Here is a 26,806-nt window from a genome sequence, read left to right on the forward strand (position 1 = left end):
TCAGCCTCGCTCCTCAATTAAGGCGTTGATCGTCTCCTTCAAATCAATCTTTGCCATGCATGCTCGGCTGCAGCGACCACAACCGGTACAGAACATCCGTTTGTATCGGACCATGGGGTATCGGAATTTGCGATTGAAACGATGCCGCTTGCGATCAAGCCGCGTCTCACGAAAACTTTCGCCCCCGGCAACTTTGGCAAAGTTTTCATGCTGGCATGAATCCCAGACCCTTATTCGACGCCCTCTGGTCAGATCAAGCTCAGCTTCATCCCTGACATCGAAACAGTAACAGGTCGGACAAACGTTGGTACAGTTACCGCAGGACAGACAGCGCTCTCCGACCTGTTTCCAGACATCACTGTCGAAGGTTTCATCAAACAGGCGGGGGATATCCTGGTAGCGGATCGCAACCTCGTTTTTAAAAATCTCCTTTTTGTTTGCGCGCATCTCCTGCAGCTGCTTTTCCGCATCGGGAGTCACCGGCTCAAACAATCCCGACTGATGAACAATCGCCTCACCTTTCTCGGTCCCGATATCGACATAAAAGCAATCATCAAGCCTGCTGAGAAACAGGTCATAACCTCCTTTCGGCAGATGATTGCGCAACATGGCGCAATTGGCGTGTCCGTCACAATAATCATTGCACTCCAGTCCGATCAGAGTGAAGTGGCCCTTACGAATGAGATAGTGAATATCGCGGGGGTGATCGGAAAAAACCACGTTAAGGCACTGAATTCCGGCAAGATCACAGGTATGTAATCCGAACAGAACCAGGTCCTCGACCTCAACAACGGCCTCCATCTTCTGACCGTTGGCGATATCGTATTTCAGCAATGTCTCGTGCTGGGGCATGAAATATTTTTTGGGTGGGAGAACTGTCGGGATATAGTCCAATGACATCTCGGTCAGCCGCGAGACTTCAGCGAACCTGAACTGCCCTTTCTCAAGCGGTACCGGGCCAACAACTTTTTGTCCGGCAGACAAAAATTCCACCAGTTCCGCCATCTTTGCTTTTACAAGCAGCGCCTGAGCCACAAGTTGACTCCTTCTTGCCAGAGGTCGACAGGTATCAACGTCTGACCTCGAATTGATTCCCTCTTCCTGGAATAGGTGGGGTGGTAGCAGCAAAAGACGCTAGTACTTCTTCAAGTTCAATTGAAAGTAATGATTAAATTGATAACCGACAACGATCAGGTGTCAAGACAATCTACGTATTTTGGGTGGGAAAGGTCTTTCAATCTTGAGATCCCCAAGAGTCGGAGACAAAAAAGCGCGCAAAGTTTGAACCAGGTCCAACGCTATGTTGCGGGGATCAGATTCCGACCAGCCGCTTGAGGTCTTTGAGGTGACGGCGACTGACCGGCACCATATGACCACTGGTAGTCTTGATGTCAGCAGTCCCGCTCTCCCCGGGAATGATCTGATCCACCTGATGGATATTCACCAGACATTTGCGATGACAGCGGATCAGATCGCTTCGCTCTTCAAGGGCTTTCAATGTCATATCGGTGTTAAACACATCGCCATCCACCAGCAGGTGCACGCCGCTCTGGTCAGTATAGGCATATTCAACCGCTTCCGGGGCGATCAACTTGATGTTCCCGCCTTTGATGCAGGGGATCCGCGTCAACGGTTCGGTTTCGTAATCCGGCACGATATGGGTGCGCAAATGCTCGTGCAGCTTTTCCACGGTTTTCTCCAGCCGCTCCAGCCGCACCGGCTTGAGCAGATAATCGAGAGTCTTCTCCTCAAAAGCACGCACCGCAAACTCGTCGTAGGCGGTGACGAAGACGACATGGGGCATGATATCGCGGTCGATCATACTGAGCATTTCAAACCCGCCGATCACCGGCATCTGGATATCGAGGAAGATAACTTCGGGCCGCTGCCGGTTGATCATCTTGACGCCTTCCACGGCATTACCACACTCGCCGATCAGTTCGAACTGACCGGTTTTAACCAACAGCTTCTCCAGTTCCCGCCTGGCATTCGGTTCATCATCAATAATCAACGCTCGAATCATGAGGCCGCTCCTGCAGGTATGGTTATTCTGATTTGCGTCTGGATATCGGGCTGACAGTTAACCGCGATCCCGAACTGCTCGCCATAGAGGTTCTTGATCCGTTTATCGACCAGGTTCATCCCGAGACCACCATGCTCTATTTTCTGGCAATAGCTGCCGGCATTGTCTTCGATATCGATATGGATGGTCGCGCCGGCCCGTCTGGCCAGCACCTTGATCACACCGGTCCCGAAAATATTGGCGATCCCGTGCTTGATAGCGTTCTCAATAATCGGCTGCAGGGTAAAAGTCGGCAGCTGCGTACCGAACAATGCCGGGTCGATATCGATATCGACGACCAGCCGATCCTCAAAACGGGCCCGTTCGATGGTCAGATAGGAATTGACATGATCCATCTCTTCTTCCAGGGTCGACAGATCATTGGAGCGCTTGAGGTTCTTACGAAAGAAGTTGGACAGGTGAAAGAGTAGGTCCTTGGCCCGAAGCGCATCCTGCTCGATGATGGATATCACCGTGTTGAGGGTGTTGAACAGGAAATGCGGATTGACCTGGGCCTGGACCAGTTTCAGTTCCGATTTGGTCAGCAGGCTCTTCTGATCTTCATAACGGGAGCGCAGCAGCTGCTCCGACAACAGACTGGCCAACCCTTCGCCAAGGGAGCGGTTATTCCTGAGAAACAGCTTGGTCTTGGGTTCAAACAGAATGATGGTGCCCAGCACTTCCTTATCGACCATCAGCGGAACCACCAGGGCGGACCCCAGCGGACAGTTGGCGCTGTGCGGGCATTCAAAAGGTTCGTGGACTCCGTCGGCATAAAAGACCTTCCGCTGCTGGATCGCCTGAGTGGCATAATTGGACAACAACGGCTTACCGGAATGATGATCCGCCCCGATCCCCGAAAAGGCCAGAACCTTTTCGCGATCGGTAATGGAGACGGCGCCGACACCGGTCTCCGCGTGGATAATCCGCACCAGTTCAGCCGCGGTTTCCGCATTGAAGCCGCGGCTGAAAATCCCCAGGGTTTTTTCCGCGACCTTGAGCGCCTTGGCGGAAAAGATCGCCCCCACCTTGTCGACCATCCGTTTCTGGTCACGCATGATGCTGATAAACAGGGCCGCGCCAATGGAATTGGCCAGAATCATCGGTGCGGCGATCACCTCCACCAGGTCCAGGGCATCGTGGTAAGGCTTGGCCAGGGTCAGAATAATCAGCATCTGCAATGATTCGGCCAGCAAGGTCGCAACCAGGGCGATGCGCGGATTAAAGACATCGCGGACCCCGTTCTGACGCATCAGATAGAGATGAAACAGCCCGCCGACCAGGCCTTCCACGGTGGTCGACACCCCACAGGAAAAGGCCGTAAAGCCACCAAGAAAATAGCGGTGCAAGCCTGCCGTAAAGCCGACCGCCAGGCCCAGCCCCGGCCCGCCGATCAACCCGGCCAGCACCGCGCCGATAGCCCGGGTATTGGCGATAGCATCACTGATGGGCAAACCAAAATAGGTCCCCATGATGGAAAATCCGGAAAAGACAAAATAGAGAATCAGTTTCTGGCGCCGACGGATACTCTCCCCGGTCAGCGGTCGAAACGCCGGGGATTTGGTGAACAGGTAGGCGACCACCATAAAAACTGACATCTGTTGTAACAGAGAAAAAATCAATTGCATCGCTCGGGCTCCTTGCTTTGCAGTTGCACAACCATAATGCTGTAAGTCATTGAACGCAAGCCGGTTGATGACCTGCCCGGAATTCCGCCGTTCAGCAGCCTTGAACCATTCCAGCAGTTCCACGCGCGCGGTGCGAAGCTTGCGGATTGCAATGAAAATACATATCTTAACGAGAACGCGGTATACTTATCGCCAAATTAAAAAGTGACTGTCAACAGATCTGGCCAGCGGGCAAACGGCTTCTGCCCTGCTGCTTCAGATCGAGGAAAGGAACGAGCAATGCAGCACATCAAACGATGGTCGTGTCTTCTGCTGGTTATCTTGAGCCTGCTGGCGGGCTGTGCCGGCCCGACTCTGGAAGTCCCCCCGGTGGCGATTTCGGACAACCCCAGCAGCAAGATCTTTGAACTGGAAGAAACCCTTGCCGCCGGCCGGGTCGATCAGGTCAATGTGCTTTCCCCGACCTGGTATGCCAAAGCGGAGAACGCTCTGGACAAAGCCCGTTACGGACTGGCCTATGATGACTCGGTCGCCGACATTCTCACCAATGTCGCCTACGGTCATGCCTATCTGGAAAAAGCCAGGGAATATGCCCAGATCGCCCGCTCCACCATCCCTAACGCCATCAAGGCCCGGACCCTGGCCAGCGCCGCCGGAGCCGCAAGTTATGCCAGTGATTTCAAGGATATGGAAGATCAGTTCATGAGTCTGACCATGGACATTGAAAACAACAACATTGCCCGGGCGGAAAAATACGAGGACAAGGTCGCCCAGGGCTACGCCGACCTGGAATTACGCGCCATCAAAGAAAAAACCCTCGGCGAAGTGCGCAGCCTGCTGGCCACTGCCGAAACCAACGGTGCGGATCGGTTGGCTCCGAAAACCTTGATCGTGGCGCGCAACACCCTGCAGGAGGCCGATCAATTCATCACCGAGCAGCGCTATGAAAGCGAAAAAATGCAGGAGAAAGCCAAACAGGCGCTGTTCCAGGCCCAGCGGCTTGGCCAGATCATGGACTTGAGCCAGAAAGTCGGGCTGATGGACAGTGAGGATATCGCCCTGTGGAGTGAAGGACGGCTGCAGCAGATTACCATGCGCCTGGGCGCACGCGATCTGCGCAATGAAACACCGGGCCTGCAGTTGCAGAATGTCATCGAATCGATTGCCTCTTTGAAGGACGACAACACCTACCTGCAGGAAGCCAGACAACAGGACGCGGCGGAATATGCCGCCAAACTCGCCGATCTGCAGGCGCAGCTGGAGACACAGCGCAAACAGATTGCCACTCTGGAAGGCAAGAGCAAGGAAGTTCAGAAAGAGCGGGAACAGATCGCCCTGCAGGAACAACAGGCCAAGGCCCGCCTGGAAGCGGAGCGGCGCTTTCAGCAGCTGTTCGATGAAGTCCAGGGCCTGTTCAGCAAAGACCAGGCCGAGGTTTATAAACAGGGCGACAACCTGGTCATTCGGCTGAAAGCCATGCAATTTCCGGTCGGCAAGGACCTGATCATGCCCAACAACTATGCCCTGCTCAGCCAGGTTCGCAAGGCGATCCGCACCTTCGGCGAACCGGCGGTGGTCATTGAAGGCCACACCGACAGTACCGGTTCGGCGGCAATCAACGCCCAGCTGTCAAAAAACCGCGCTGAAGCCGTGCGCCAGTACTTCATTGCCAACGGAACCCTCTCCGCTGACAAGATCACGGCCATCGGCTACGGTTCGGAACGGCCCTTGGCACCCAACGACACTCCGGAACGCCGCGCTATCAACCGGCGCATCGACGTGGTCATCAAGACCGAAAAACTGGCGGATCAATAATGTCCCGCAACATCTGAAGCAACTGCCCGAGTCCGCCACTAGCGTCGGCAGGGTCTGGGCGAAACAAGTTCTGCATCTTGCAAAAAAGACCGGGAAGGGCATGACCCCTTCCCGGTTCAACAGCTCAGGACAACTCTCCGTGAAACCAAAGATTCTTTAAGGCCTACCCTTTCCAGAACAATTCGTGAAACAGCTCAAGAGGAAGAACATTTCCGCCAGACGTAAGGAATTTTGGACAGGATGAATAAGATATTGCTGAAAAGCTTAAAAAAAGGTAGCCTACTGGTTAGCTCGACTTTTGAAATTTTGAAATTATATTGAATACCTTGACGTTATCAACCAGTAGAGCTCTCGCCTATGTTTGCTGTACATAAAACAAGAACCATCAATCCTGAAGCCAAAGCCGAGCGAGTCCTTGCCTGTGCCCGGCAACTCTTTGTTGAAAAAGGTTACCACCGGGTTTCCATTCCTGATATCGTCAAAAGCTCGGGGGTCAGCACCGGCGCTATTTACAACCTCTTTGGCAGCAAAGAGCAGTTGGCCAGAACCCTTCACAACAAAACCCTTGATCAATTTCAAACCGACTTCCTCGAACGACTCGGTCATTGCACCTCGACTTTTGAAAAACTGAGCGCTTTTGCCCACCTGGTTTTTGACCTGACCGAAGCAGATCCGGCAACCATGCAGTACATGCTGTTCATGCGCCATACAGAATTTATGGACGGCATGGGGCCGGTCTGTCTGACCGAACCGTTTCGTCTGATCAGGGAGATCGTTAAAGAGGGAATGGCGACCGGGGAAGTGAAGCAGGGGGACTATTTCGCGGCAGCTGTTTCTTATACCGGGGCCATCCTCCGCCCCGCCCAGCTGCATCTGGAATGTGTCCTGCCCCAGCCCTTGAAAGAAATGGCTGAAGAATTCATCAATAACGCCTGGGCGGCCATCAAGGCCTGAAAACCTCTCCGACCGCCCGGCCACTGTTAATAATTAATATCTGTCTCCCGCCATGATGCTACAACGGCGTCTCCGTTCCCGATTATAACACCAGAAGCATACCGACAAAGCACCGACTCCGGTCAGCGGCGCCCAGATCAGCACGGCGGTGCCCAGCTGGAAATCTGGCGAAAGCAGGGCCATCATGATCAACCCGGCAGGTATGATAAACAGCAGGCCAAATAGCACACAGCACAACCCAAATTTCATCTTCATAGAATCCTCCCAGTCTTGTTTCTTGTCCCCGAATTAAAAAACAACCGCCCAGCAGAAGAATAGAACGAGGTTATACTATCAAAGAAAAAACTCAATTCCTACTATTTTTATATTAAAAATTAAAATAATTCCCTACTTATATAATCAATATTTTAAAAAATACTTGAACTGATTTACCAGTTGCCCCTATGGTTAACCCGGCAAGCATCATTTGGCCAAATACCTGTTTGCCCTCTATCCCGCAGAGCTGCTAAACTCTGCTCAATTTCACAATTTCCTTTTGCGCTGGTTCCCATGAAAAAGCTGCTGATCATTTTCGGACTTTTGGCCACCTTGTTGTCCCTGGCTGCCTGCGGTGGAGACCTTGGCTACTACCTGCAGTGTGCCCGAGGCCATATCGATGTCATGCAACGCTCGGTGCCAATCAGCAACCTGGTCGCCGACCCGCAGACTCCTGAACAGCTGAAGCTTCGGCTGGAAAATGTTCAACAAATGCGTGACTTCGCCATTTTCGAACTGGGCCTGCCGGACAATGACAGTTATCGCAGCTATGCCGACCTCGACCGCCCCTATGTGGTTTGGAACCTGGTCGCGGCCAAGGAATTTTCCCTGCAGCCGAGAAAATGGTGTTTCCCGGTTGCGGGTTGTGTCTCCTACAAAGGCTATTTCCATAAAGACGCGGCAACCGAACAAGCACAGGAGTTGCGAAAAGACGGTTACGAGGTCGATCTTTACGGGGTCCAGGCTTATTCGACTCTGAACTGGTTTGCCGATCCGGTCCTCAACACCTTCATCAACGCGTCGGAAACCCGCCTTGCTGGGCTGCTGTTTCACGAACTGGCCCACCAGGTGGTTTACATCAAAGGGGACAGCGCCTTTAACGAAGCCTTTGCCATGACCGTGCAGATGGAAGGCGTCAGACGCTGGCTGCAAAGCCGGGCTAGCACAGAGGAATGGCAGCGTTACCTCGACCATGAGCGGCAAGCAACGCTTTTTCAGCACTTTTTGCGGGAAACCCGACAAAAACTGGCAAACCTTTATGCCCGGGACCTCCCTGTCGAAGAGATGCGCCGCCAGAAACAGGAGATCATTGCCAATGCACTGCAGCACTACCAAGGTCTGGAAAAAACCGGTGCAATTGACGGACGTTTTGATCGCTGGATGGCGCAGGGACTCAACAATGCCCGGCTAGCTTCCGTTGCCACATATCGTGACCTGCAACCCGGGTTTCAAAACCTGCTCAGCAGCTGCAACGGCGACCTGAAGCTGTTCTATCAAAAAGTCGAAGAACTCAGCCGGCTGCCGCGCCAACAGCGGCTGGCAACGCTGCAGCAAGGGACACCTCCAAAGGCCTGAGCCGCCCCGCCTTGAGCCCGATAATCGGCCCGCAACCCAGGGGTTGCAGACTGGTTATAATATCTCTTCACTGGCTATTTTGCCGGGAGATGAGAGCATCTCAACATTTTCAAACGCCTGGCCATTTACAGCAACGGGCCGCAAAAAAGTTTGTTTTTATGACAAATCCTGGTCAAAATAGGCTGAATGTTCATTTTTATTGTACAATAAGGCAATAGTTTTAATGCTACGGAGTCAGTGATGGCCGCGGAAGAATCCTCAAAACCGAAACTGGTCGGCATCAACCATGTTGCCCTGGAAGTCGGCGATATTGATGCCGCTCTGGGCTTTTACGGCTACTTCTTCTCCTTCACTCTGCGCAGCCGCAGCGAAGACATGGCTTTCATCGACTTAGGCGACCAGTTTCTGGCATTGTCCAGAAAGGAGAACCGACAGCCGGACCGCGAGCGTCATTTCGGCCTGGTGGTCAATGACCGCAGTGGTCTCAGGGAAAGGCTGGAAGAACACGATGTTGAGCTGGTTGAAGGAAAAGGCCTGAACTTTAGAGACCCTTGGGGAAATTTTGTCCAGGTGGTCGAATATGCAGATATTCAATTCAGTAAAACAGCCGGGGTCTTGCATGGCATGGGGCTCAAACTCCATAAAAATTCCGTCGCCCAGCAGCAGTTGCGGGAAAAAGACATGCTGGACCCTTGAAACCCGCACCCAGTCCAGGGATGAAACAGGCGCGGCACCAAGGCTACTGACCTCCACGCGAGCCACAGAAGATGCCTTTCTTCCCACTTGGCAACCCCGCAGAGTTGCAGCCGTTGCTGCAGAATTCTCAAGACAGGAGCGCTTATGAGATTATCCCTGTTGGCCGGTATGTTGTGTTGCGTTCTTGCATTCAGCGGTGATATCCGGTCGCCAGCGGAGCTCTGGGCCGCGACCCCAATCGGGGTTGGTGAAGCGTTCCCCGCGGTTGCCCTGCCAACCCCCCGGCAGACGGCTCAACGGAGCTACCTGGGGCTGCCGGATACGCCAACGTTTACCCTTGATCAGGTTGCAGGACGCGTTGTTGTCGTGGAAATCCTCAACGTACTTTGTCCCCATTGCCAGCGCCAGACTCAGCCTTACAACGAGCTGTTTCAAAAAATCGAAGCCGACCCGGCAACCAGAGGGAAAATCAAGATGTTGGGTGTGGCCGTCGCCAACAGCGATGCGGCCATTGCCGATTTCGTGTCCATCTACAGTGTCGCCTATCCCGTCGTTTCTGATCGCAATTTCAAGTTGCATAAAGCGCTGAGAGCTGGGCCGACCCCGTTTACTCTGTATGTGTTACGTGACCAGCCGGGCGACTTCGGCGTTATCGCGGACACCCACCTGGGTGAGGATCATGATATGCCTCAGCTTTTTGATTATTTGAAATATCTGCTGACCATTAACAGCAGCGAATTCACGACCCGGAACCAGGCTGAAACCAAACAGGCAAAAGAACTGCGTCCACCCCAGAGCGATGCGGAAATCATCGCCCTGATTCAAAAATCCTTTGCCGGGCAAGGGCAAGACCTGAAGGATTTCCGCAGACTCCAATTGCCCAGTCAGCGATGGGTCTACAGTGCTCTTCTTAAGCGTCACGGCCAGGTACAAAGGGTGTTCGCCGAAGTGGCCAACCGTTCCTCAATCTGTGATGTCTGCCATAGCGTGCACTTTTTCTATACGTTTGATCAAACCGGGCGGATCCTCGACTTTGTGCCGCTGCATCTGACCAAGTATGGCAATGTGGAATGGAGCCGTGCCGAAAGCGAGCGCTTTGCCAAACGGGTGATCGGTAAAAATCTTGCCGGCAACTGGACCTTTAACGCCCAGGCCGATGCGGTGACCAGTGCGACGATGACCTCGGCCATCATCTTTGATGATCTTTCCCAAGGACCGGCACTGCTGAAGGAATTACAGCAAGAACACCTCCTGACACCCTGACCCGCGGCCTGCATTTTGCCTGTGGATCAACAGAGTTTGCCTTAATGTCCGCCTTTTCAGTGGGAGAGGAACAGAGCATGGCGATATTCGAACAGACCATCATGGTTCGCTGGGCCGATCTCGACCCCAACGGTCACGTCCGCCACTCGGTCTACTACGACTACGGTGCGCAGGTCCGTATCAACTATTTGCATCAGCAAGGCTGCAGCCTCGGCTGGATGTTTCGCAACCGGATCGGTCCGGTGCTGTTTCGTGAAGAGGCGAAATTTTATCGCGAAGTCAACAGCGGCGACGAGCTGGTGGTGGATATGCGCCTGACCGGGCTTTCCACGGATTACCGCAAATGGAGTATCCGCCATCAGATCTGCCGGGAGGGAAAACTCTGTGCCTCCCTCGACCTGGACGGAGCCTGGCTGGACTTGCGGGCGCGCAAGATCATGGTGCCACCGCAAGAGATTATAGTTCAGTTCAACAATCTGGAGCGAACCGATGACTTCAAGGTCATCGCCTCAGGGAACCACCACTGATTCTCAATCCGAAAAAGCAGATTAAGCTAAAATCAGGAGGGAGATGTTCATCTTTTAAAACTGTTCTAAAAAAACAGTAGGAACCATTTTTGAACAAGCGCCTTCAGGGCAATCGTCTGAACCGTTTGAGCAATGGAATCACCCCCGCAGCGGAATCACTCCTTGTCCCCTGATCGATCCGGGTTCAGCCCCTCCCGATAGCGTTCATAGGGGATGCCCGCTTCTTCCAGACAACGACTGCGCTCCAGGGCATCGCTCAATTGATAGCACCGCTGGCGTTGCCATTCCTGGCCGATTAGAAAGGTCTGCCGCCCGGAACAGGCGGCAAGCAGCAGCAACAACCCTACGACACCGAACAGCGACTGAACCGACATAAATAACCTCCTGCAGTCTATTTCCCGGGAATCCAGCCCGGAGTGTTTTTTCAAGGATAACCGGTTCGACCAATGAACTTATTTTCATATTAAAAAAGCGCAGAAAAGAGTTAGTATCGCCTTTCGCCGGCTGCGGCCGGCCTGAACCCTCTCCAGCCAAGGGACCACAACCAGTGATCATCATCGACCCTTATTTCTATCTGCTCGCTGTTCCCGCTGTGCTCCTCTATGGCATGGCCAAAGGCGGGTTGGGCCCCGGCGTCGGCGCCCTGGTGGTGCCGCTGCTGGCACTGGTCATCAGTCCCGTGCAGGCGGCCGCCATCATGCTACCGATCCTCTGCGTCATGGATATCTTCGCGGTATTGAAATTTCGAGGCCGCTTCTCGCTGCAGCACCTGAAGATCATGGTGCCGGCCGGAATTGTCGGCATCATCATCGCGTCACTGCTGATGGGGCACCTCCCTCCCGACGCAATCCGTTTGATCATTGGGGTTATTGCCGTTTCCTTCTGCCTGAACTACTGGCTGCGGGGCAACCAGGACGAGAGGACACCGGGTGGCCGCGCCAGCGGATATTTTTGGAGCGCTCTTTCCGGTTTTACCAGTACCCAGATCCATGCCGGCGGACCGCCGATCAGTATTTACCTGCTGCCGCAACGGCTTGACAAGGTCACCTTCATCGGAACCATGGCGATCTTTTTTGCCATTATCAACTATGCGAAATTGATCCCCTATACCATGCTCGGCTTGTTCGCAACGCAAAATCTGCTCACTTCGTTGCTGCTGATGCCGCTGGCCCCGATCGGGGTTAAGCTAGGTTACCTGGTGTTGCAGAAAGCCCGTCAGGAAGCGATCTACCGCTTTTTTTACCTGGCTCTGTTCGCCTCCGGGGTGAAGCTCTGCGTCGACGTTTTCCTATAAAGCCAATATTCCCAATCAGGGTTCAGCGGTCTTTTCTTCCGCGGGAAGAATCACCAGACGATCTCCCGGATAAAGGGGTTTGTTCATATCGATACGATTCCAGATCAGCAGCGCTGCCAAGGGCACATTGAACTTCTCAGCAATCGTTGACAGGTTATCGCCGGTTTGAACAACGTAAATCCGTTCGTTGCGTTGCTGCCGCCACTGCTGGTGGACATTTTCAAACCGGGCCAGAAAACCGGGCGGGGTATCGGCCGGGAGCGCCAGGGTATGGGTTCCGGCGGCCAGATAGTGCCCGCGCAGTTCCGGGTTCAAATCCTTGATCCGCTTGAAATCGGTCTTGGCTGCTTTGGCCACAACCGTCAGGCTGGTTTCTTCGAAGGTCGTCAACTGGACCGTTGTAAAACGCAGCGGCGGGTAATAATCCTCATCCCGCAGATAAAAACCGAACTTTTCCGGTTGGGTGAGAATAAGCTTGGCGGAAAGAATCCGAAACAGGTAACGCTGGCTCTCCAGGGGAAGATAGAGCCGATAAAAGTCATCAACCTGCTGCGCCAGGATCTCGGCCTGCAGGCCTTCTTCCCCCATATTGAAGGCGGTCGCGGCCAGACTCCAGGAACCGAACTTCTCATGCAGTTCGGTAAAATACCGGGCCGCCGCCCGGGTCGAAGCAGACAGATTCCGCCGCTCATCCACCTGATCATCAACGGTCAGGCCATAGCGCCTGCCGGTGGCGGGCAAAAACTGCCAGAAACCAACCGCTCCTTTGGGCGACCCGACATGCGGCCGCAAGGCACTTTCCGCCAGGGCGATATATTTGAGATCATCCGGCAGCCCTGCCTCGCTGAGAATTTTTTCAATACTCGGCAGATAGCGTCTGGAACGTTTCAACCACAATATGGCCTGGTCCCGATCCCAAAGGGACAACAGCAGCTCTTTCTCCATGCGCTCACGAACTTCACCGTCGGCCAAGGGGACGGGTTCACCGCAAAAAGACAGCTTCGCATCAAGTCGGATACTCTCCACCAAGGTCGGAACAGGGGGTTCAGGCCCGCTGGCAAAAACTGGGTTAATCAACAACAAGCTCGTCAGTACATAGAATAAAACGATTCGATATAAAGCCATACATTCCCCCGAAACCGATTCTTTTCAATTTGTTAAACATCCGCACCTGCCCTGGAACAGGCCACAGAGCGATTTTCAGACAGATCTGCCAAGCAGCTATCAACATAATTTTCAGTAGCCCTCTTGCCTTCACCCGGGGCGACTGTGCTAGTATAAATCATAGCCAAGCAAAAGTTGATGACCACTGCTTGGAATAAAAGATTTTCAGCCTTAGTTAAGTATCTTTTTTAACTTTTAACGTCAAAAACATGTCCAACCCTTAGGCAAGATAAAGGAGTAGAACAGGTCGTCGGCTGAAAATCGATTGGCACCTTTTTTCGAACTGGATAAAAAAGGAGGAAGACGTTATGACAGTCTCTGAGCCACCCTACTATTTTGGTTACACCTACTGAAATTATTGTTTGTATAAGTCTAACGGATGATGCCACGGGCACCATCCGCTAACGGTTTCCTCCATGGAGACCTTCATGGAAAGGTTTAGATCAGCAAAGCGCCCCGCGAAAAGTCGGGGCGCTTTGTTTTATATTGTTTTTCATCCCCGCCGTAAAATGCTTCAGCCGGTTTTGTAAAGTTGCCAGCCACACTGTGGATTATTCTGTAGTCAGCTGTGGAATAATCCACAAAAAGACCTCCTTCAGCGCCCCCCTTCCTTTCAGTTTCGCCCGATAACAGCCGATTTATCAAGTTGGCACGTATCCTGATAAAGAATCCCCTGATTTTTATTCTTTTTGATGGAAGGGACGGTTCAGACGATGCGTAAACGCTCATACCTGCTGGTCGGGCTGGTTGTCGTGACTGCCATAACGGCAATCATTGGCTTTCTTTTCACCTCCGGGCCGGCGAACGCAAGCTTGGCCATGACTGAACTGCAAGTGCAAAAACTGACCTGCGGTTCCTGTGTGGAAAACATCACCACAGCGCTGTCCAAGCTCGACGGCGTGGATACGGTAGACGTCAACCTGACCACCGGCCGCAGTAGAATAACTTTTGCGCCGGATCGGGTTTCTCCCGCCACCATAGCGGCAACGGTCAGCGCCGCCGGGTATCCTGCTGAGATCGAACAGGAATTGACTGCGGAGCAATACCGGGCGCTGCAGCAGGAGACCGCCCGTCTCAGCGAGCTTTATGTCGCAAAAATCGGCGATCGGTTGTTTTCACGAAAAGAATTCAATGCCGCAATCGACCAGCAGCTGACCTTGGCCGGAAACGCGGACCAGCCGGAACTCCGGACTCAGCTCACTGCCCAGATCTGGCCGATGCTGCAACAGCGGCTCATGCTGCTGGAGGCTGCGACTCGCAACGAAGTGGTTGTTCAGGATGGCGAAGTCGACTTGCAGGTTCGTGCCATGCGCAAGCAGCAGCCCGACCTCGACAGCGTTATCCAAAGTCGCTACGGATCTGCAGAAAACTTCACCCGGCAGCTTAAGGAACAGATGATTATCCAACGCAATATTACTGACCATGTCCTGGCCGGAGAGACCGATCCGCAAAAACGCCGGGCGCTCTTTGAAGGTTGGTTAGAGGATCTGCCCAGCACTATCGACGTTATCATTTACGATCAACAACTCAAACAGCTGACTCGTTCCGCAGCCGGCGGCTGCAGTGGCGGTAACGGCAGCTGCTGCAGTTGAAAAATTTAAGATAAACAGCATCGTTTTATCAAAATCTGAAGGGAGTTTTGCTCATGGACAAGCAACGCAATGATAAGAAAAAACAATTTGTCGAAGAAAAGCGTGGAGGAGTCGGAAAAAAGGTCGCCGTTCTGGCCGTGCTGGTGGCGGTTGTCGCAGGAGCAGCATTCATGCTGCTGGGGCCAGGCGCCTCCAACGGCTACACCAGTGTTAAAAGTGTCGGTGGAGAAATCCGCATCGACCTGGATAAAGTCAGCGATGGCCAGGCCCACTTTTTTACCTACAATTCCAATCAGGGGCAAATCGGCTTCTTTGTCGTGAAAAGCGTGGACGGGGTTGTCAGGGCAGCTTTTGACGCCTGCGACGTCTGCTATAAATCGAAAAAGGGGTATCACCAGGAAGGTGAATTCATGGTCTGCAACAACTGCGGCCAGCAATTCCGTACCGACCTGGTCAACGAGATCAAAGGCGGTTGCAACCCGGCACCTCTGCAACGTCGGATCGATGGCAGGCAATTGGTTATCAATGAACGGGATATGACCCAGGGTGCCTGGTATTTCGGCAGTTGATTCAACCAGGCAGGCCGGCTGAAAGCAGTCTGCCACCCAAGAATGGGCGAGCAAAATCAATGACTGGATTATGCCTCATTGATTTTGTACGGTCAGAAAAGTCACATTTTCCCCAGACCGTACCTGAAAAAGTCCTGGGATGGATTTTTTCAACAACCTGCTAGAGAGGGCTCCATGAAACTGGAAACCATTGCTTTTAATAATCTGCGGCGGCGAAAGAGCAGGATGGCTTTTCTGGTCATCGGCCTGTTGATCGGAGTGGCGACCGTGGTGACGCTGATCTCCCTGTCCAATGCGCTCACTGCTGACGCACAGCACAAGATGGAAAACTACGGCGCCAATATCGTCATCACCCCGCATAGCGACAGCCTGTCCCTGACCTATGGCGGCATGACCCTGGGTGGGGTCGCGGTGGATAGCACGGAGATCCGGCAAAACGATCTGGAAAAAATCACTACCATTCCCAACCACAGGAATATCGCAGCTATTGCGCCGAAGGTTTTGGGGGTTATCACCACCGATTCGGCCAGGGTTCTGTTGATGGGTGTCGATATCGAGAAAGAATTTCACCTGAAACGTTGGTGGACCATTCGCGGCAACCCGGTTATGAACGACCAACAGCTGGTGGCAGGCCATGAAGTTGCCCAAAAGCTGGACCTGGTGCCGGGCTCGACCCTGACCATCCAGAACAGTAAGTTCATGGTCAGCGGGGTCCTTGAGAAAACCGGTTCGCAAGATGATCAGCTGCTGATCGGTTCGCTGCCGGCAGCGCAACGCCTGCTGCATAAGGAAGGGACTGTTTCGCTGGTTGAAGTTGCAGCGTTATGCTCCGACTGCCCGGTCACCGACATGGTCCAACAGATTGCCACGGTTCTTCCCAACGTTGATGTCAGCGCTATTCAGCAAGTGGTGAAAACACGGATGCATGCCCTCAGCCAGTTTCGGACCTTTTCCCTCGCCATTGCCGCAATTGTCCTGTTGATCGGCGCCCTGGTGGTGTTTGTCACCATGATGGGAGCAGTCAATGAGCGGACCCGGGAAATCGGCATCTTCAGAGCCCTCGGCTTTCGGCGGGCGCACATCATGCGGCTGATTCTGCTTGAATCGGCGGTTGTCAGCCTGCTCGCCGGAATCCTCGGTTATCTGATCGGCATGGGCATCACCCGGCTGATCCTGCCCTTCATGACCGAACAGCATCTCCACCTGCAATGGAACCCGCTGCTTGGCGCGGCCGCCGTTACCCTGGCTCTGGTGGTCGGCTGTATGGCATCTTTCTACCCCGCAGTGCAGGCCAGTCGTCTCGACCCGACTGAAGCCCTGCGCGCATTATGATGAGGAAAATGAGGATTTCATGGCCTTTATCGAAATAGACGAGTTGCGCAAGACATATAGTGGCGATGCGGATTGTGTGGTTGCCCTGAACCGGCTCGACCTGACCGTTGTGGAAGGAACCTTTCTCGGGGTCATGGGCCATTCCGGTTCCGGCAAAAGCACGTTCCTTTCCATTCTCGGCGGCCTTTGTCATCCCACGGCCGGGCAGGTCCTGGTCGATGGCATCGATCTTTACCAGCTGTCAGGGGAAAAACTGGCCGACTTTCGCCGCGAATATCTCGGTTTTGTCTTTCAGTCCTTTAACCTGATCCCCTACCTGACGGCCTGTGAGAATGTCATGCTTCCGTTAGCGGTCAAGAAAATGCCGAGTGCGGAAAAGCGGCGCGCGGCAGAGCAGGTCCTGGAGAGGGTCGGCCTGGCGGCACGGCTTCATCACCTGCCCAACCAGCTCTCCGGCGGAGAACAGGAGCGGGTCGCGATCGCCCGCGCCTTGGTGAACGCACCACCATTGATCCTGGCTGACGAACCGACCGGAAGCCTGGATACCGCGACCAGTCAGGAAATTATGGAGCTGTTCAAAACCCTCAATCAAGAGGGGCAGACCATTGTCATGGTGACTCATAACAGTGAAAACCGCCCTTATTTTGACAGAACGGTGACCCTGCGCGACGGGAAGCTTGCGGAAGACAGCCAAACCTCTTTTCAGGTCATTGCCCGGGCAGGATAAAATATGGTGCTGTTGTTGCTGATCATGTTAGCTCTGCTGCTCTGGCTGATCCAAAAAGAGCTTGAGCAACAGGGGCAAAAAACAGAAGCGGTCGGAACCAGTTGTCCCGCTTGCCAGGCGATCGTAGCGACCGATTGGCTGGTCTGCCCCCATTGCCGACAACGGCTGAAAGAAAGCTGCCCGGTTTGTCATGAAAAAAAACTGGTTAAACAGAAGATTTGCCCGTTTTGCGGAGCCAGCCCGCGAACCGCCACAGCCAAGTTGCCGCCGACACAATGTGAAGCATCCCGGGAACAGCCGCTGCAAAACAGTTGACCCTGTCCCTGGCAATACAACGACCCGTCTCTTGTTTTCACTGCAAGGGGTAGATAATTCCAACAGGCCTGGGAATAGAGTGAAAAAATGAAGACATTTGAAAAATATTTTCTCTTTCTCTTTGCCATCGTTGTGCTCCTGGGCATTTTTTTCTACAACACCTGGTCGTACCGTTGCGGTCATTGCACCGCTTCATCACTGCTCTCTATCAGTGCTCCGGCATTGGTTTTGTTCATCTGTAATCTGCTGGCTGGAATTGCCCTGCTGTTGTTTCGGCGGCGCAACAATCACCATCAGAAAAAGCGCAGTTGCCGCTGTGGTGCAGTGCTGTCTGAAGCCTGGAGTTACTGCCCCTCCTGCGGACAGAGCGTCGAACAGAGATAACCCCCCCTTGCCCTCCAAACTGTTTTCTGTGCTATAATTATATTACCTCAAAGCAATAAGGAGGAAGACAGATGACAGTCTCTGAGCCACCATGCTGGTTAAAGTCGTACTTAGCTTAAGAATGAACAGGTTACATTCGGATTGCCGGTAAAAGGCAATTCGCAAAAGGTTCCCTTCGTGGGGATCTTCTCAGAAGCAAAAAGAACAAAAAAAACGTCCCGGACCCTTCCGGGGCGTTTTTTCTTTTTGAAAGATTGCCACCACCACCGAAATATTTAACCACAGGTTGTCCGGACAAAAGCCAAGTCGCTTTATTTATTGACATTTATTAAATTCTACCTATACTGGAACATATTCACCCACCCCGCAAGGGGAGTCATTCTGATTTCGATGCATTTTTGCCTGCAGCGATGCTGCAAGGGACTTCTCCGTTCCAGCAGTGAGCCAATGGCTTAAGCCGATTTATCCGGTATCAACCCGGACCGCAAGCTCAGAGTTCAGGCGTTAGGTTCCCTCTGTTCAGGGCTTGTTGTTCTGTTGTTTCACCCCGGCGACGCGGAGACTCGGAATGACTCCATCGGCACTGCTCAAAATCGCTCTATTCCTGCCTCTGTTATTAGCGTCTCTGTTGACTCATTCCGCTGTTGCTACGGAACACCTGACCCTGCAATTATCCTGGCATCACCAATTTCAATTCGCTGGCTACTACATGGCCGAAGCCAAGGGATTTTTCCGTCATCAGGGGCTGGAGGTCGAAATCCGTACCGTTGATCAGGCAGAAGATACCGTCGCAGAAGTTCTGAGCGGCCGCGCTGATTTCGGGGTTTCCAGCAGCGGCCTGCTGGTCGAACGCAGCCTCGGCCGGCCGGTGATCGCGGTGGCGGCAATATTTCAGGATGCGCCAACCATCTTCCTGACCCTGCAAAGTTCCGGGCTGGCTTCGCCTGCCGACTTTAAGGGGAAACGGGTCATGCTCTCCCCCGGTTATCAGAGCCTGCCACTGATCGCTTTGCTGTATAAAGAGCATCTGTTGCAGGATATTGACCGCATTGAAACAAGCTTTGACGTCCATTCCCTGCTCAAGGGAGATACCGATGTCTTCAATGCCTACCGCAGCAACGAACCGTATCAGCTACAATCCGAAGGCTATCCCGTCAACATCATTGATCCTCGCGACTACGGCATCCACTTTTACAGCGACATTTTGTTCACCAGTGAAAGTTACCTTACACAACACCCGGAAACGGTCGAACGCTTCCGTACTGCGGCCATCAAGGGTTGGCAATATGCGTTGGAACATATTGATGAAACCATCGCTCTGCTCAAACAGCGCTACCAGGTCACCAAAAGCGAAGCCGGACTGCGTTATGAAGCAATGGTCATCAAAGGACTGGTCCAGCCAGATGGGGCGGATATCGGCCATATGGACCTGGCCCGCTGGGCGCAAATCGCCCATCAGTTAATCGTCTCCGGGCAAATTTCGACTGATTTCCATCTGACTGATGATTTTCTCTATGCACCACCACCAGGAATAGATTGGCGTGCGTTGCGCTCTTGGGTCATTGGCGCGGCAAGCACAATCGTCGGCCTGCTGTTCTTTCTGACCCTGCTATCACGGGCGAATTACCGCGCCCAAAGGGCGCTGGCTCAACTGGAAAACAGTAAAACCCGCTATCGCGAACTGGCCGGCCGGGTTCCCGGACTGATTTACAGCGCCGCCCTTGCTTCCTGCCAGGTCGACTTTCCGCCCTCGGCTGAAACGGTGCTCGGTTACCCAACCGACTATCTGCATGAGCATCCGAACCTCTGGACGGAGTCCATTCATCCGCAGGATCAACCTCGGGTTGCCGCCGTTCTGGCTGGCTTGCCGTTGGACAAGACCCATGAACTTGAATACCGCATCCGCAATCGACAGGGCGCATGGCTCTGGATCAACGATCGCTTCATCAAACGCCTCGATGCGGAACGTGGCGAGGTTATCGATGGGGTCGCCATCGATATCACCGAAAAGAAATCCGCTCAGGAAAAGCAGCAGCAGGCGGATCAGCTATTGCGCCAGGCTCTTGATGCCGTCTCCGACGGAATCTGGGAGTGGGATATCCCTAACGGAACTTTAATCCTTGATGCCCATAGTAAAGAGCTGTTCGGGCTGACTCCCGCAACAACCATCAGTTATGACGATATCCTCAGCCGGATCGGAAAAAAGGATGTCGCCAGGGTTATTGCAGAGTTGGAAGCACATGTTAACGGCCATAGCGTAAAATTTGATCACATCTTCAGTGTCAATCGTCCCGATGGTTCACAGGTCTGGATCCGTGGTCGCGGCCGGGTCATTGAGCGTGATCCTGGCGGCCAGGGTCTGCGCATGATCGGAACCAATGTCGACGTCACCGAGCGGATACGGGCAGAAGAAAAACGTCTGGAAAGTGAAAAACGCTTTCGCAACCTTATCGAGCAGGTTGCTAACCTGGCAATTCAAGGTTATGACGAACAGCGGCGGGTCATTTTCTGGAACAAAGCCAGTGAGCTGCTATACGGATATTCCGAAGCGGAAGCATTGGGGCAAAAACTGGAGGATCTGATTATTCCCGAAGCGTTGCGCGATCAAGTGACAAAGGATATTCAGCGCTGGCTCACAGAAGGGATTTCGATTCCTGCCGGGGAACTGTCGTTGATCGATAAAGACGGACATGAAGTGACGGTCTTTTCTTCTCATGTCCTGCATCAGATGTCCACCGGCCAAGAACTGTTCTGCATCGACATCGATATGCGCCCGATCAAAGAGGCCGAACAAAAACGCCTGGAATTGGAGGAACAACTGCGACAAGCTTATAAGATGGAAGCAATCGGCACCATGGCAGGCGGCATTGCCCATGATTTTAACAATACCCTGGCCATTATTCTCGGTAATGTTGAAATGTCGTTGCGGAAACTCCCCGATGACAGCCGACCAGCTAAACACCTGCGCCAAGCCAAAACTGCAATTATGCGGGCCAAAGACCTGGTCAAGCAGATTCTTATCTACAGCAGGCAGGGAACGCACAACAAGGGCGCGTTGCGTATTGCTGCCGTGATCAGGGATGTGATCAAGATGCTGCGCTCCACCATACCGGCGACGGTCCGCATAGAGCTTGTCGTTGCAAATTCCGCCGATAGCGCCATCGTTTCCGCTGACGCCACACAGTTGCAGCAAATTGTCGTCAATCTCTGCAATAATGCAGTGCAGGCCATGCAGGAAAAGGGAACTCTGAAAATCAATCTGAGCCAGATCAATATGACCACGCCGGACCTGCCTCCGGATAAAGACCTACCAGCAGGGGATTACCTGCTGTTGAGCGTTGCCGATGACGGTTGCGGGATTCCTGCCGCAAACATAGCCAGGATATTCGACCCGTTTTTTACCACCAAAGGGGTTGGCGAAGGCACTGGCATGGGGCTGGCGGTCGTCGAAGGGATTGTCGAAAGTCATGGAGGTTTCATACGGGTCGATAGCAGCCCAGGCCAGGGCACGTTATTCCAGGTTTATTTGCCGACCCTGGCCGATGAGTCTATCAGAGAGCAAGGCCCTTCACCAAGGGCGGCAACTCCCCCCAGAGGGAAAGAAAATATTCTGCTGGTGGATGATGAAGAGCTGCTGCTGGATATCGGCCGACAGATTTTGGAAGAATACGGTTACCGAGTGCAAACTGCGGCTAACGGCAGCACCGCCCTGGAGTTGATCCGCAGCCAACCCGGCGCATTCGACCTGGTTATCACTGATCAAACCATGCCCGATCTGACCGGAAAAGAACTGGCGCGGGAGCTGGGACAACTGTACCCCGAGCTACCGATTATCTTGTGCAGTGGTTACAATACCGTCCAGGAAAGAAACTCTACGGAAGACCTCGGAATTCGGGAATATTGTCAGAAGCCATTGGATATGGACCTCCTGGTCAAAACAATCCGGAGGGTCCTGGACAACAACCCCTGATGGGGATTTGGACTCTCCAAGCGGTGGCATTTCAGGAGAATGGACAACGCGCCTGCAGTGATTATGGCGCTCGCTGACGACGCTTTTGCATATAGTAATCAAGCAGTCCGCGCAGCAGCCCGACCCCTGCTTCACCAATAATCAGGCCTTCTCGAACCGTCAGCAATCTCAGGCGAAGATCATAGCGCAGCAGTTCGCCACGCAGAACCAGCTCCTTTTTTCTGTTTTCCAGCTTGCCGCCTCCCATCAGGATACCCCGCAGTCTTTTTTCAATTCGCTTCGGGTTGTTTCAAAAGGTGCCGGGCCGCGACAAAGTCCGCTCCGCACCCGCAGCCAGCCCAGCAACCCGCTCAGGAGACAACCCAGCCCGCAGCCTAGACAGAGCCAGGGACGATATTCCGGCGGGGCCAAGAGCAGCACTGTCACCACGACAAGGGTCACGCCCAAAGCCAGCAGCAGCAGGCTGAGCAGGGCAACAACCAACAGGCGAATGAAGCGCTCCTGTTCTTCTCGCAGTTCGACGGCAAACAGTTCAAAGCGGTTGACCAACAGCGCGAAGAAGCTGTCCCAGGCCCCATGCAGGGTTTGTTTCAGCAGCGTCATCAACGGCCGCGCCGCAACAGCAACCCCACCAGCAGGCCGACGCCGAGGGAAATCCCGGCAGACTGATAGGGATAGTCCCGAATCAGCTGATCGGTACGCTTCACCTGCTCCTGTACTTTCTCTTCAACACTCTCATAACGGTCTTTCACCGCGTCGAGAGTGTCCTGCAATCTGGCTCTGGCTTCCTTGGTCTTTTCGTCGACTTCCCCGGGCAGACTGGAGATCAGATCTTCAGCGTCTTTCAGCAGCTTCTGGTAATCTTTTGCCAGTTTCTCTTTGCTTTTTTCAAATTTGGTAGGACTCAAAACAACCTCCACGAAAGGGAAAGAGAAGAGGAACCATTTGCCCCGTAACAGGGACAATGGCTCTTTACCATTTTGAAAATTAAGTCTAGCATAGATTTCCAGCTGAGCCAGAAGAACCCAAGTTTTTCAATGTTCGGCTGGCAATTTCGGAAACGGACAACCTCAAACTTCAAGCGAATCGATGTCATCCCCGGACCCACGATTATTCAGCGCCCGCAACCGCCGGCTGATTCTGCTTCTGATTACCGGGCACCTGCTTTGGAGCGGACTGGTGGTCAGCCTGCATTACGCTGGAATGCTCGTCACCAAAAGCGGTCCCTGGTGGGATTTCGGTTTCATTGCCGTACAGCTTTTTGCGGCGGCACAATTGCTGCTGCCCGCACTGCTGCTCGAGCCGGCAGAGCGCCAACGGGGGTTCTACCTGTTCTGGGGCACGGCGCTGGCGGTACTGACCTGGTCTTTCAGTCAACTGCCGGCCGTCGACGACTGGCAACCGCTGCTCAACGCAGGTAAAGCAGGTTTTTTACTGCTCACGGCAACCCTTATCGGTACGGTTCTGGCGCAGTACGTCAAACGCCTGTGGGAAATCATTCCCATCTGCCTGGCTATGACCATTGCCGATTTTTCCAGTTGGCTGCTCGGCCCAACGGCAGAATTCAGCCGCCAGATTCAAACCTACTATACGGCGCCGACCGGGCCGAAACCGCTGATTGACATGGTGCTGGTCAAGTTTGCCTTTCCCGACTCCGCTCGCCTGCTGCCGGTCTTCGGCATATCCGATTGGATCATGGTGGTTTTCTTTATCAGCGTTGCCAACCGCTATCGGAAAAATGACAATCTGCTCGGCGTTGCCGGCAGCACGATTGCCCGGCAAAAACGACTCCGGTGCTATGTACCGATCCCTGTTGTGGCCCTCTGCGGAGCACTGGTCTGGGCGCAAAGCGGGCACCTGTTTATCCCGGCACTCCCGCTAATTGCTGGCGTTACTTTGCTCTGGCATACTCTTGGGGCTTTGCTCAGCTGGCGGCAGGCGGCTAGGTGAGGACAATTATTTAACAAGGCATGTGAGATTCATTGTGGAAAAAGAAAAATTTATCCGGGCTTTTCAGAACGCCCACCCGTTGCCCGTAGAAGATATCGAAGCGGCCAGAGCCCTGGAACACAGTCGCTCTTCCCGCACCAGCAAGGTTGCCTACGCCGGCACCATCGATAATGTCATTACCGACACCCGCAACGAAACCAGGGTGCGGATCTATTCCCCGGCCGGCCGCGGCCCGTTCCCGGCGATCCTGTACATGCATGGCGGAGGGTTCAGCCTGGGCAGCCCGGAGACTTCGGACAATGTCTGCCGGATCATTTCAGCCACGGCAAAAGCAGTGCTGGTGAGCGTCGATTACGGTCTGGCGCCGGAACACAAGTTTCCATTCGCCCTGGAAGAGTGTTACCGGGTCGCCCGCTGGATGCTGGATAACGACATCCCCCTCAATATCAGGTCCGATCAACTGGCGGTAGCCGGGGACAGTGCAGGGGGCAACCTGGCGGTCGGAGTCTGTCTCTTAGCCCGTCAACGCAAAGATTTCCAGCCCGCTTATCAGCTGCTGCTCTGCCCACTGCTGGATTATCGGACCGAGCATGCCGACAAAATCAGCAAAATAGCAGAAATCATGCTGACGACCAAAAACAGTCGCACTTTCCGCGACTACTATCTCAATGAGCTCAGTGAGGTCAATCATCCGCTGGTGTCACCACTGCTGGCAGACGATTTTTCCGCGCTCCCCCCGGCGACGATTGTCACTGCTGAATTGGATCCGCTGGCGGCTGAAGCAATCGCCTATGGTGAAAAACTCAGCGCCGCCGGAGTTGCGGTTAAACATCGCCACTACGCCGGGTTGATCCACGATTTTGTGCTCTTTGTCGGCCCCCTGAAGGAAGCGGCGGAAGCCGCAAAAACCGTCGGCGAGGACCTTGCGGAGAGATTTCGGAGTATGGATTGAGAATCCGCCAGAGGGTTGCCAAACAACCAGCTCTGCCCGTAAAAAGACCGCCCCAGATTGGGACTTTTTTGGCAGCAGGCAACTTGGCTTGCAACAGTCCTGCTATGCAACAATCGCTCAGCGCCGGCGGGCCAGGCTTTTAACCAGATCGGTTTCACTCTGGCGGCCGAGAGCGTCCAAAGCTTCCAGCGCGGTGGAGACGTTTTCTTTGGCATCTCCGGTCAGGTAGGCCAGCAGAAAAGCGGCCAGATCGGCCCTTGCTGAGGCATGTTTTTCTGCCAAAGTTCGTTTGCGGCCGGCGGCAAGCCAGAGGTCGGCCGAGCGTTTCTGATGATGACTGATGGCCCGCCCGGTGAGTGCCAACTTGGCGTCCAAAGAGACTTGCTCTTCAGTTCGGAACAGGGCCATAATATCTTCCGGATAATCCTCCTGAATCAATTCAACAAGACGGATGAGCTTATTTTTCACACAGACCTCTACTTCTGTTTTGGTTGGCGGTCTTCGCAGGGAACCAGATTGGCGGTCTGCGAACTGAAATCAAAAACAATCTGTACTTTGTTCCGTTCCAACTGGCGATAGACCTGGGCAACTTTGTCGGCCAGGGTACACCCGGCCTGATCCCAGTCCACACCATCACGGCTGACGAATTCCTCGATCATGGCCCGCAGGGTTTCAGGAGCCAGTTGTTGATAAGGAACGATGATGCCTTCATCCGCAGACAGGTTTCCGTGGTTCTCTTCAGTCATGGGAATCCTCGCTGTCGGCCACGCTCAGAGCGGCACAAGGCCAACTTGCAAACTCTGCGACCAGTCTTCTCTTCGCCAGGGGGGACAATTTTTTAAGGGCGGCTTCGCGCCGACTGGCGCTGCTGCGATTGTGCCCGGGCTCCAGAAAAACCACCTGCTGCGGCTGCCGGCCGCGAAAATACCTGGCCCCGCGACCGCTGGCATGCTGTCGAAAACGGCGCGCCATATCCGTTGTTATTCCGGTATAAAGCGAGCTATCCGAGCACAGGAGGATGTAAACCATCCAGTTTTCATCGTAACTGTCCACAACCACCCTTCTGCAACCTGCGGTTCATGTTATGATGCACAAACTACCACGCAACAGGCGGACTGGACAGTCCCAAAATAGCCATTGACCGGCAGCTGCGTTATAGTACCCCGGCCAGGCAATAATTCGCGCAGGTTAGAGCATTTCAGCAGGTGAGCCTAAAGAGCAGGGCCGTCCCGAATGGCACTCGTTTAAGAGTCGCTGGCAGCAAAACCGGGACTGTCCCCGCACGGGGGCTGTCCCAGGCCTTTGCGGTGCTAACCGCTTCAGTTTCATGGCTCGCAAACTCTTGGGACAGCCCCCGATGACCCTGGGGACAGTCCCGAGTTTACTGCGAAGTTGCTTAAACGAGCGCCATTCAGGGCAGTCCCAGGAAAAAGGAAACAAAGCGTGCGTCATTTTTTAAACACCTGTCATACCATCGAAAAAAACATCGCTGCCATCTATCGTCAATTCAGTCACAACGTCCGTTGCGAGCAGGAATTGCAGGATATTTGGACCAAAATGGCCCAGGAGGAGGACCGTCATGCCCTCGACATTGCCTTTGCGGCCAGGTTAGCCGCTGACATCAACCTGCAAAAAAAAGATGTCACCCTGCAACGAGCTTTGCAGATGAAGGCATTCAGCCAACAGACCCTGGAGAATATCACCACCCAGCCACCTTCCCGGCAAGCCGCCGTTGAGCTGAGCCTTAAATTGGAAGAAGATTTCCTGGCAATCCATGTCACTGCCGCCGTCGAATTTACCGATGAAAGCCTGAGCAGAATGTTTCACTCCATTGCCCAGGATGAAAAAGAACACTGCCAGACCATCAAGGCCTATCACTCTAGGTATTTTTCCTGATCGACAGCCCATGTCAGCCAGGGCAACAGTTTTTTCTCCATCCTGTCTTGATAATTATTTTCAAATTCACATTGAATCAATTGTCTGTCTGTTGCATAATTCGGA

The 26,806-nt window shown here is 53.7% G+C and carries 30 protein-coding genes; 17 read left to right on the forward strand and 13 right to left on the reverse strand.

All coding sequences use genetic code 11. The features are described from left to right. From N909_RS0105250 to N909_RS0105260, 3 genes are all read right to left on the reverse strand, one after another. On the reverse strand, positions 1–1,035 hold the full coding sequence (locus tag N909_RS0105250) for a 4Fe-4S dicluster domain-containing protein (RefSeq protein ID WP_211253927.1): 1,035 nt from the start codon (positions 1,033–1,035) through the stop codon (positions 1–3). A gap of 277 nt (positions 1,036–1,312) precedes the next feature. Continuing rightward, positions 1,313–2,023, reverse strand: a complete 711-nt coding sequence (gene btsR, locus N909_RS0105255; RefSeq protein ID WP_029912409.1) for a two-component system response regulator BtsR — start codon at positions 2,021–2,023, stop codon at positions 1,313–1,315. Then, positions 2,020–3,690 carry a sensor histidine kinase gene (locus N909_RS0105260; RefSeq protein WP_029912412.1) on the reverse strand — a complete coding sequence of 557 codons (1,671 nt, stop codon included), beginning with the start codon at positions 3,688–3,690 and terminating at the stop codon, positions 2,020–2,022. The genes btsR and N909_RS0105260 overlap by 4 nt, the downstream gene beginning before the upstream one ends. A 279-nt stretch (positions 3,691–3,969) precedes the next feature. Here N909_RS0105260 and N909_RS0105265 point away from each other — a divergent pair, with 279 nt between their 5' ends. After that, positions 3,970–5,505, forward strand: a complete 1,536-nt coding sequence (locus N909_RS0105265) for an OmpA family protein (RefSeq protein ID WP_029912414.1) — start codon at positions 3,970–3,972, stop codon at positions 5,503–5,505. A gap of 357 nt (positions 5,506–5,862) precedes the next feature. Further along, positions 5,863–6,459 (forward strand): TetR/AcrR family transcriptional regulator, encoded by a 597-nt coding sequence (locus N909_RS0105270; protein ID WP_029912416.1) that lies wholly within the window; start codon positions 5,863–5,865, stop codon positions 6,457–6,459. Between the two features lie 33 nt (positions 6,460–6,492). On the opposite strand, the gene N909_RS0105275 is transcribed toward N909_RS0105270, so the two are convergent. Next, the gene (locus N909_RS0105275; RefSeq protein ID WP_155005870.1) at positions 6,493–6,714 is read right to left on the reverse strand and encodes a hypothetical protein; all 222 of its coding nucleotides are present in this window, start codon (positions 6,712–6,714) and stop codon (positions 6,493–6,495) included. Positions 6,715–7,008: 294 nt separating this feature from the next. Between N909_RS0105275 and N909_RS0105280 the strand changes: the two genes are divergently transcribed. The 4 genes from N909_RS0105280 to N909_RS0105295 all read left to right on the forward strand — a co-directional run bounded on the left by N909_RS0105280 (position 7,009) and on the right by N909_RS0105295 (position 10,556). Next, positions 7,009–8,070: an aminopeptidase gene (locus N909_RS0105280; RefSeq protein ID WP_029912422.1), complete on the forward strand. Its 1,062-nt coding sequence runs from the start codon at positions 7,009–7,011 to the stop codon at positions 8,068–8,070. Between the two features lie 240 nt (positions 8,071–8,310). Beyond that, entirely contained in the window at positions 8,311–8,766 is a 456-nt protein-coding gene (locus N909_RS0105285) for a VOC family protein (protein WP_029912424.1), read from the forward strand. A gap of 144 nt (positions 8,767–8,910) precedes the next feature. Then, on the forward strand, positions 8,911–10,029 hold the full coding sequence (locus tag N909_RS0105290) for a peroxiredoxin family protein (RefSeq protein WP_029912427.1): 1,119 nt from the start codon (positions 8,911–8,913) through the stop codon (positions 10,027–10,029). 77 nt (positions 10,030–10,106) lie between these two features. Then, entirely contained in the window at positions 10,107–10,556 is a 450-nt protein-coding gene (locus tag N909_RS0105295; RefSeq protein WP_029912430.1) for an acyl-CoA thioesterase, read from the forward strand. A 155-nt stretch (positions 10,557–10,711) separates the two neighbouring features. Here the strand turns inward: N909_RS0105295 and N909_RS0105300 are convergent, their stop codons facing one another. Further along, complete coding sequence (locus tag N909_RS0105300; protein WP_029912433.1) at positions 10,712–10,930, reverse strand: hypothetical protein; 219 nt, start codon at positions 10,928–10,930, stop codon at positions 10,712–10,714. A 173-nt stretch (positions 10,931–11,103) separates the two neighbouring features. Between N909_RS0105300 and N909_RS0105305 the strand changes: the two genes are divergently transcribed. After that, positions 11,104–11,850: a sulfite exporter TauE/SafE family protein gene (locus N909_RS0105305; protein WP_029912436.1), complete on the forward strand. Its 747-nt coding sequence runs from the start codon at positions 11,104–11,106 to the stop codon at positions 11,848–11,850. 15 nt (positions 11,851–11,865) lie between these two features. Here N909_RS0105305 and N909_RS0105310 read toward each other — a convergent pair whose 3' ends face one another. Together N909_RS0105310 and N909_RS25585 are read right to left on the reverse strand one after the other, a co-directional pair. Beyond that, positions 11,866–12,975 (reverse strand): lytic transglycosylase domain-containing protein, encoded by a 1,110-nt coding sequence (locus N909_RS0105310; RefSeq protein WP_029912439.1) that lies wholly within the window; start codon positions 12,973–12,975, stop codon positions 11,866–11,868. 477 nt (positions 12,976–13,452) lie between these two features. Then, the gene (locus N909_RS25585; RefSeq protein ID WP_155005871.1) at positions 13,453–13,596 is read right to left on the reverse strand and encodes a hypothetical protein; all 144 of its coding nucleotides are present in this window, start codon (positions 13,594–13,596) and stop codon (positions 13,453–13,455) included. Positions 13,597–13,727: 131 nt separating this feature from the next. Here N909_RS25585 and N909_RS24420 point away from each other — a divergent pair, with 131 nt between their 5' ends. The 7 genes from N909_RS24420 (at position 13,728) to N909_RS24425 (ending at position 21,903) form a co-directional block, all read left to right on the forward strand. Next, positions 13,728–14,606: a cation transporter gene (locus tag N909_RS24420; protein WP_162179113.1), complete on the forward strand. Its 879-nt coding sequence runs from the start codon at positions 13,728–13,730 to the stop codon at positions 14,604–14,606. A 53-nt stretch (positions 14,607–14,659) separates the two neighbouring features. After that, positions 14,660–15,175 carry a DUF2318 domain-containing protein gene (locus N909_RS0105325; RefSeq protein ID WP_029912444.1) on the forward strand — a complete coding sequence of 172 codons (516 nt, stop codon included), beginning with the start codon at positions 14,660–14,662 and terminating at the stop codon, positions 15,173–15,175. A gap of 174 nt (positions 15,176–15,349) precedes the next feature. Next, positions 15,350–16,507, forward strand: a complete 1,158-nt coding sequence (locus N909_RS0105330; RefSeq protein ID WP_029912447.1) for an ABC transporter permease — start codon at positions 15,350–15,352, stop codon at positions 16,505–16,507. A gap of 19 nt (positions 16,508–16,526) precedes the next feature. After that, the gene (locus tag N909_RS0105335) at positions 16,527–17,234 is read left to right on the forward strand and encodes an ABC transporter ATP-binding protein (protein ID WP_029912450.1); all 708 of its coding nucleotides are present in this window, start codon (positions 16,527–16,529) and stop codon (positions 17,232–17,234) included. Between the two features lie 3 nt (positions 17,235–17,237). Then, the gene (locus N909_RS0105340) at positions 17,238–17,549 is read left to right on the forward strand and encodes a double zinc ribbon domain-containing protein (protein ID WP_029912453.1); all 312 of its coding nucleotides are present in this window, start codon (positions 17,238–17,240) and stop codon (positions 17,547–17,549) included. Between the two features lie 87 nt (positions 17,550–17,636). Then, positions 17,637–17,933 (forward strand): hypothetical protein, encoded by a 297-nt coding sequence (locus N909_RS0105345; RefSeq protein ID WP_029912456.1) that lies wholly within the window; start codon positions 17,637–17,639, stop codon positions 17,931–17,933. A gap of 568 nt (positions 17,934–18,501) precedes the next feature. Next, positions 18,502–21,903 (forward strand): ABC transporter substrate-binding protein, encoded by a 3,402-nt coding sequence (locus N909_RS24425; RefSeq protein ID WP_051689544.1) that lies wholly within the window; start codon positions 18,502–18,504, stop codon positions 21,901–21,903. Positions 21,904–21,964: 61 nt separating this feature from the next. Here N909_RS24425 and N909_RS0105355 read toward each other — a convergent pair whose 3' ends face one another. From N909_RS0105355 to N909_RS0105365, 3 genes are read right to left on the reverse strand one after another with little or no spacing between them, the layout of a single operon-like run. Then, entirely contained in the window at positions 21,965–22,150 is a 186-nt protein-coding gene (locus tag N909_RS0105355; protein WP_029912461.1) for a hypothetical protein, read from the reverse strand. Beyond that, positions 22,150–22,506 carry a phage holin family protein gene (locus tag N909_RS0105360; RefSeq protein WP_029912464.1) on the reverse strand — a complete coding sequence of 119 codons (357 nt, stop codon included), beginning with the start codon at positions 22,504–22,506 and terminating at the stop codon, positions 22,150–22,152. The genes N909_RS0105355 and N909_RS0105360 overlap by 1 nt, the downstream gene beginning before the upstream one ends. Then, a complete protein-coding gene (locus tag N909_RS0105365) occupies positions 22,506–22,811 on the reverse strand; it encodes an ElaB/YgaM/YqjD family protein (RefSeq protein WP_029912466.1) in 306 nt (101 codons plus the stop codon). Before N909_RS0105365 ends, N909_RS0105360 begins: the two co-directional genes overlap by 1 nt. 181 nt (positions 22,812–22,992) lie before the next feature. On the opposite strand from N909_RS0105365, the gene N909_RS0105370 reads away from it, so the two are divergent. Together N909_RS0105370 and N909_RS23640 are read left to right on the forward strand one after the other, a co-directional pair. Further along, the gene (locus N909_RS0105370; RefSeq protein WP_029912469.1) at positions 22,993–23,853 is read left to right on the forward strand and encodes a hypothetical protein; all 861 of its coding nucleotides are present in this window, start codon (positions 22,993–22,995) and stop codon (positions 23,851–23,853) included. A 34-nt stretch (positions 23,854–23,887) separates the two neighbouring features. Further along, positions 23,888–24,805 carry an alpha/beta hydrolase gene (locus tag N909_RS23640; protein WP_051689545.1) on the forward strand — a complete coding sequence of 306 codons (918 nt, stop codon included), beginning with the start codon at positions 23,888–23,890 and terminating at the stop codon, positions 24,803–24,805. Positions 24,806–24,922: 117 nt separating this feature from the next. Here N909_RS23640 and N909_RS0105380 read toward each other — a convergent pair whose 3' ends face one another. Genes N909_RS0105380 through N909_RS0105390 form a run of 3 tightly spaced genes read right to left on the reverse strand, consistent with a single transcriptional unit; the run spans position 24,923 to position 25,834 of the window. Beyond that, a complete protein-coding gene (locus N909_RS0105380; RefSeq protein ID WP_029912474.1) occupies positions 24,923–25,273 on the reverse strand; it encodes a hypothetical protein in 351 nt (116 codons plus the stop codon). 8 nt (positions 25,274–25,281) lie between these two features. Then, the gene (locus N909_RS0105385; protein ID WP_051689546.1) at positions 25,282–25,551 is read right to left on the reverse strand and encodes a YheU family protein; all 270 of its coding nucleotides are present in this window, start codon (positions 25,549–25,551) and stop codon (positions 25,282–25,284) included. Then, positions 25,544–25,834 carry a GIY-YIG nuclease family protein gene (locus tag N909_RS0105390; protein ID WP_029912482.1) on the reverse strand — a complete coding sequence of 97 codons (291 nt, stop codon included), beginning with the start codon at positions 25,832–25,834 and terminating at the stop codon, positions 25,544–25,546. Before N909_RS0105390 ends, N909_RS0105385 begins: the two co-directional genes overlap by 8 nt. Before the next feature lie 414 nt (positions 25,835–26,248). On the opposite strand from N909_RS0105390, the gene N909_RS0105395 reads away from it, so the two are divergent. Continuing rightward, a complete protein-coding gene (locus tag N909_RS0105395; protein ID WP_029912485.1) occupies positions 26,249–26,701 on the forward strand; it encodes a ferritin family protein in 453 nt (150 codons plus the stop codon). Positions 26,702–26,806 lie beyond the last annotated feature (105 nt).

The sequence above is a fragment of the Pelobacter seleniigenes DSM 18267 genome (genome assembly GCF_000711225.1).
GTDB lineage: Bacteria > Desulfobacterota > Desulfuromonadia > Desulfuromonadales > Geopsychrobacteraceae > Seleniibacterium > Seleniibacterium seleniigenes.

Bases quoted from the DNA above. Each gene is read 5' to 3' on its own strand.
- N909_RS0105265 (WP_029912414.1), top strand. From the start codon at position 3,970: ATGCAGCACATCAAACGATGGTCGTGTCTTCTGCTGGTTATCTTGAGC.
- N909_RS0105270 (WP_029912416.1), top strand. From the start codon at position 5,863: ATGTTTGCTGTACATAAAACAAGAACCATCAATCCTGAAGCCAAAGCC.
- N909_RS0105345 (WP_029912456.1), top strand. From the start codon at position 17,637: ATGAAGACATTTGAAAAATATTTTCTCTTTCTCTTTGCCATCGTTGTG.
- N909_RS0105260 (WP_029912412.1), bottom strand. From the start codon at position 3,690: ATGCAATTGATTTTTTCTCTGTTACAACAGATGTCAGTTTTTATGGTG.
- N909_RS0105360 (WP_029912464.1), bottom strand. From the start codon at position 22,506: ATGACGCTGCTGAAACAAACCCTGCATGGGGCCTGGGACAGCTTCTTC.
- N909_RS0105290 (WP_029912427.1), top strand. From the start codon at position 8,911: ATGAGATTATCCCTGTTGGCCGGTATGTTGTGTTGCGTTCTTGCATTC.
- N909_RS24420 (WP_162179113.1), top strand. From the start codon at position 13,728: ATGCGTAAACGCTCATACCTGCTGGTCGGGCTGGTTGTCGTGACTGCC.
- N909_RS0105340 (WP_029912453.1), top strand. From the start codon at position 17,238: ATGGTGCTGTTGTTGCTGATCATGTTAGCTCTGCTGCTCTGGCTGATC.
- N909_RS0105300 (WP_029912433.1), bottom strand. From the start codon at position 10,930: ATGTCGGTTCAGTCGCTGTTCGGTGTCGTAGGGTTGTTGCTGCTGCTT.
- N909_RS24425 (WP_051689544.1), top strand. From the start codon at position 18,502: ATGACTCCATCGGCACTGCTCAAAATCGCTCTATTCCTGCCTCTGTTA.
- N909_RS0105370 (WP_029912469.1), top strand. From the start codon at position 22,993: ATGTCATCCCCGGACCCACGATTATTCAGCGCCCGCAACCGCCGGCTG.
- btsR (WP_029912409.1), bottom strand. From the start codon at position 2,023: ATGATTCGAGCGTTGATTATTGATGATGAACCGAATGCCAGGCGGGAA.
- N909_RS0105385 (WP_051689546.1), bottom strand. From the start codon at position 25,551: ATGACTGAAGAGAACCACGGAAACCTGTCTGCGGATGAAGGCATCATC.
- N909_RS0105275 (WP_155005870.1), bottom strand. From the start codon at position 6,714: ATGAAGATGAAATTTGGGTTGTGCTGTGTGCTATTTGGCCTGCTGTTT.
- N909_RS0105280 (WP_029912422.1), top strand. From the start codon at position 7,009: ATGAAAAAGCTGCTGATCATTTTCGGACTTTTGGCCACCTTGTTGTCC.
- N909_RS0105390 (WP_029912482.1), bottom strand. From the start codon at position 25,834: ATGGTTTACATCCTCCTGTGCTCGGATAGCTCGCTTTATACCGGAATA.
- N909_RS0105325 (WP_029912444.1), top strand. From the start codon at position 14,660: ATGGACAAGCAACGCAATGATAAGAAAAAACAATTTGTCGAAGAAAAG.
- N909_RS0105355 (WP_029912461.1), bottom strand. From the start codon at position 22,150: ATGGGAGGCGGCAAGCTGGAAAACAGAAAAAAGGAGCTGGTTCTGCGT.
- N909_RS0105330 (WP_029912447.1), top strand. From the start codon at position 15,350: ATGAAACTGGAAACCATTGCTTTTAATAATCTGCGGCGGCGAAAGAGC.
- N909_RS0105285 (WP_029912424.1), top strand. From the start codon at position 8,311: ATGGCCGCGGAAGAATCCTCAAAACCGAAACTGGTCGGCATCAACCAT.
- N909_RS0105335 (WP_029912450.1), top strand. From the start codon at position 16,527: ATGGCCTTTATCGAAATAGACGAGTTGCGCAAGACATATAGTGGCGAT.
- N909_RS0105295 (WP_029912430.1), top strand. From the start codon at position 10,107: ATGGCGATATTCGAACAGACCATCATGGTTCGCTGGGCCGATCTCGAC.
- N909_RS0105310 (WP_029912439.1), bottom strand. From the start codon at position 12,975: ATGGCTTTATATCGAATCGTTTTATTCTATGTACTGACGAGCTTGTTG.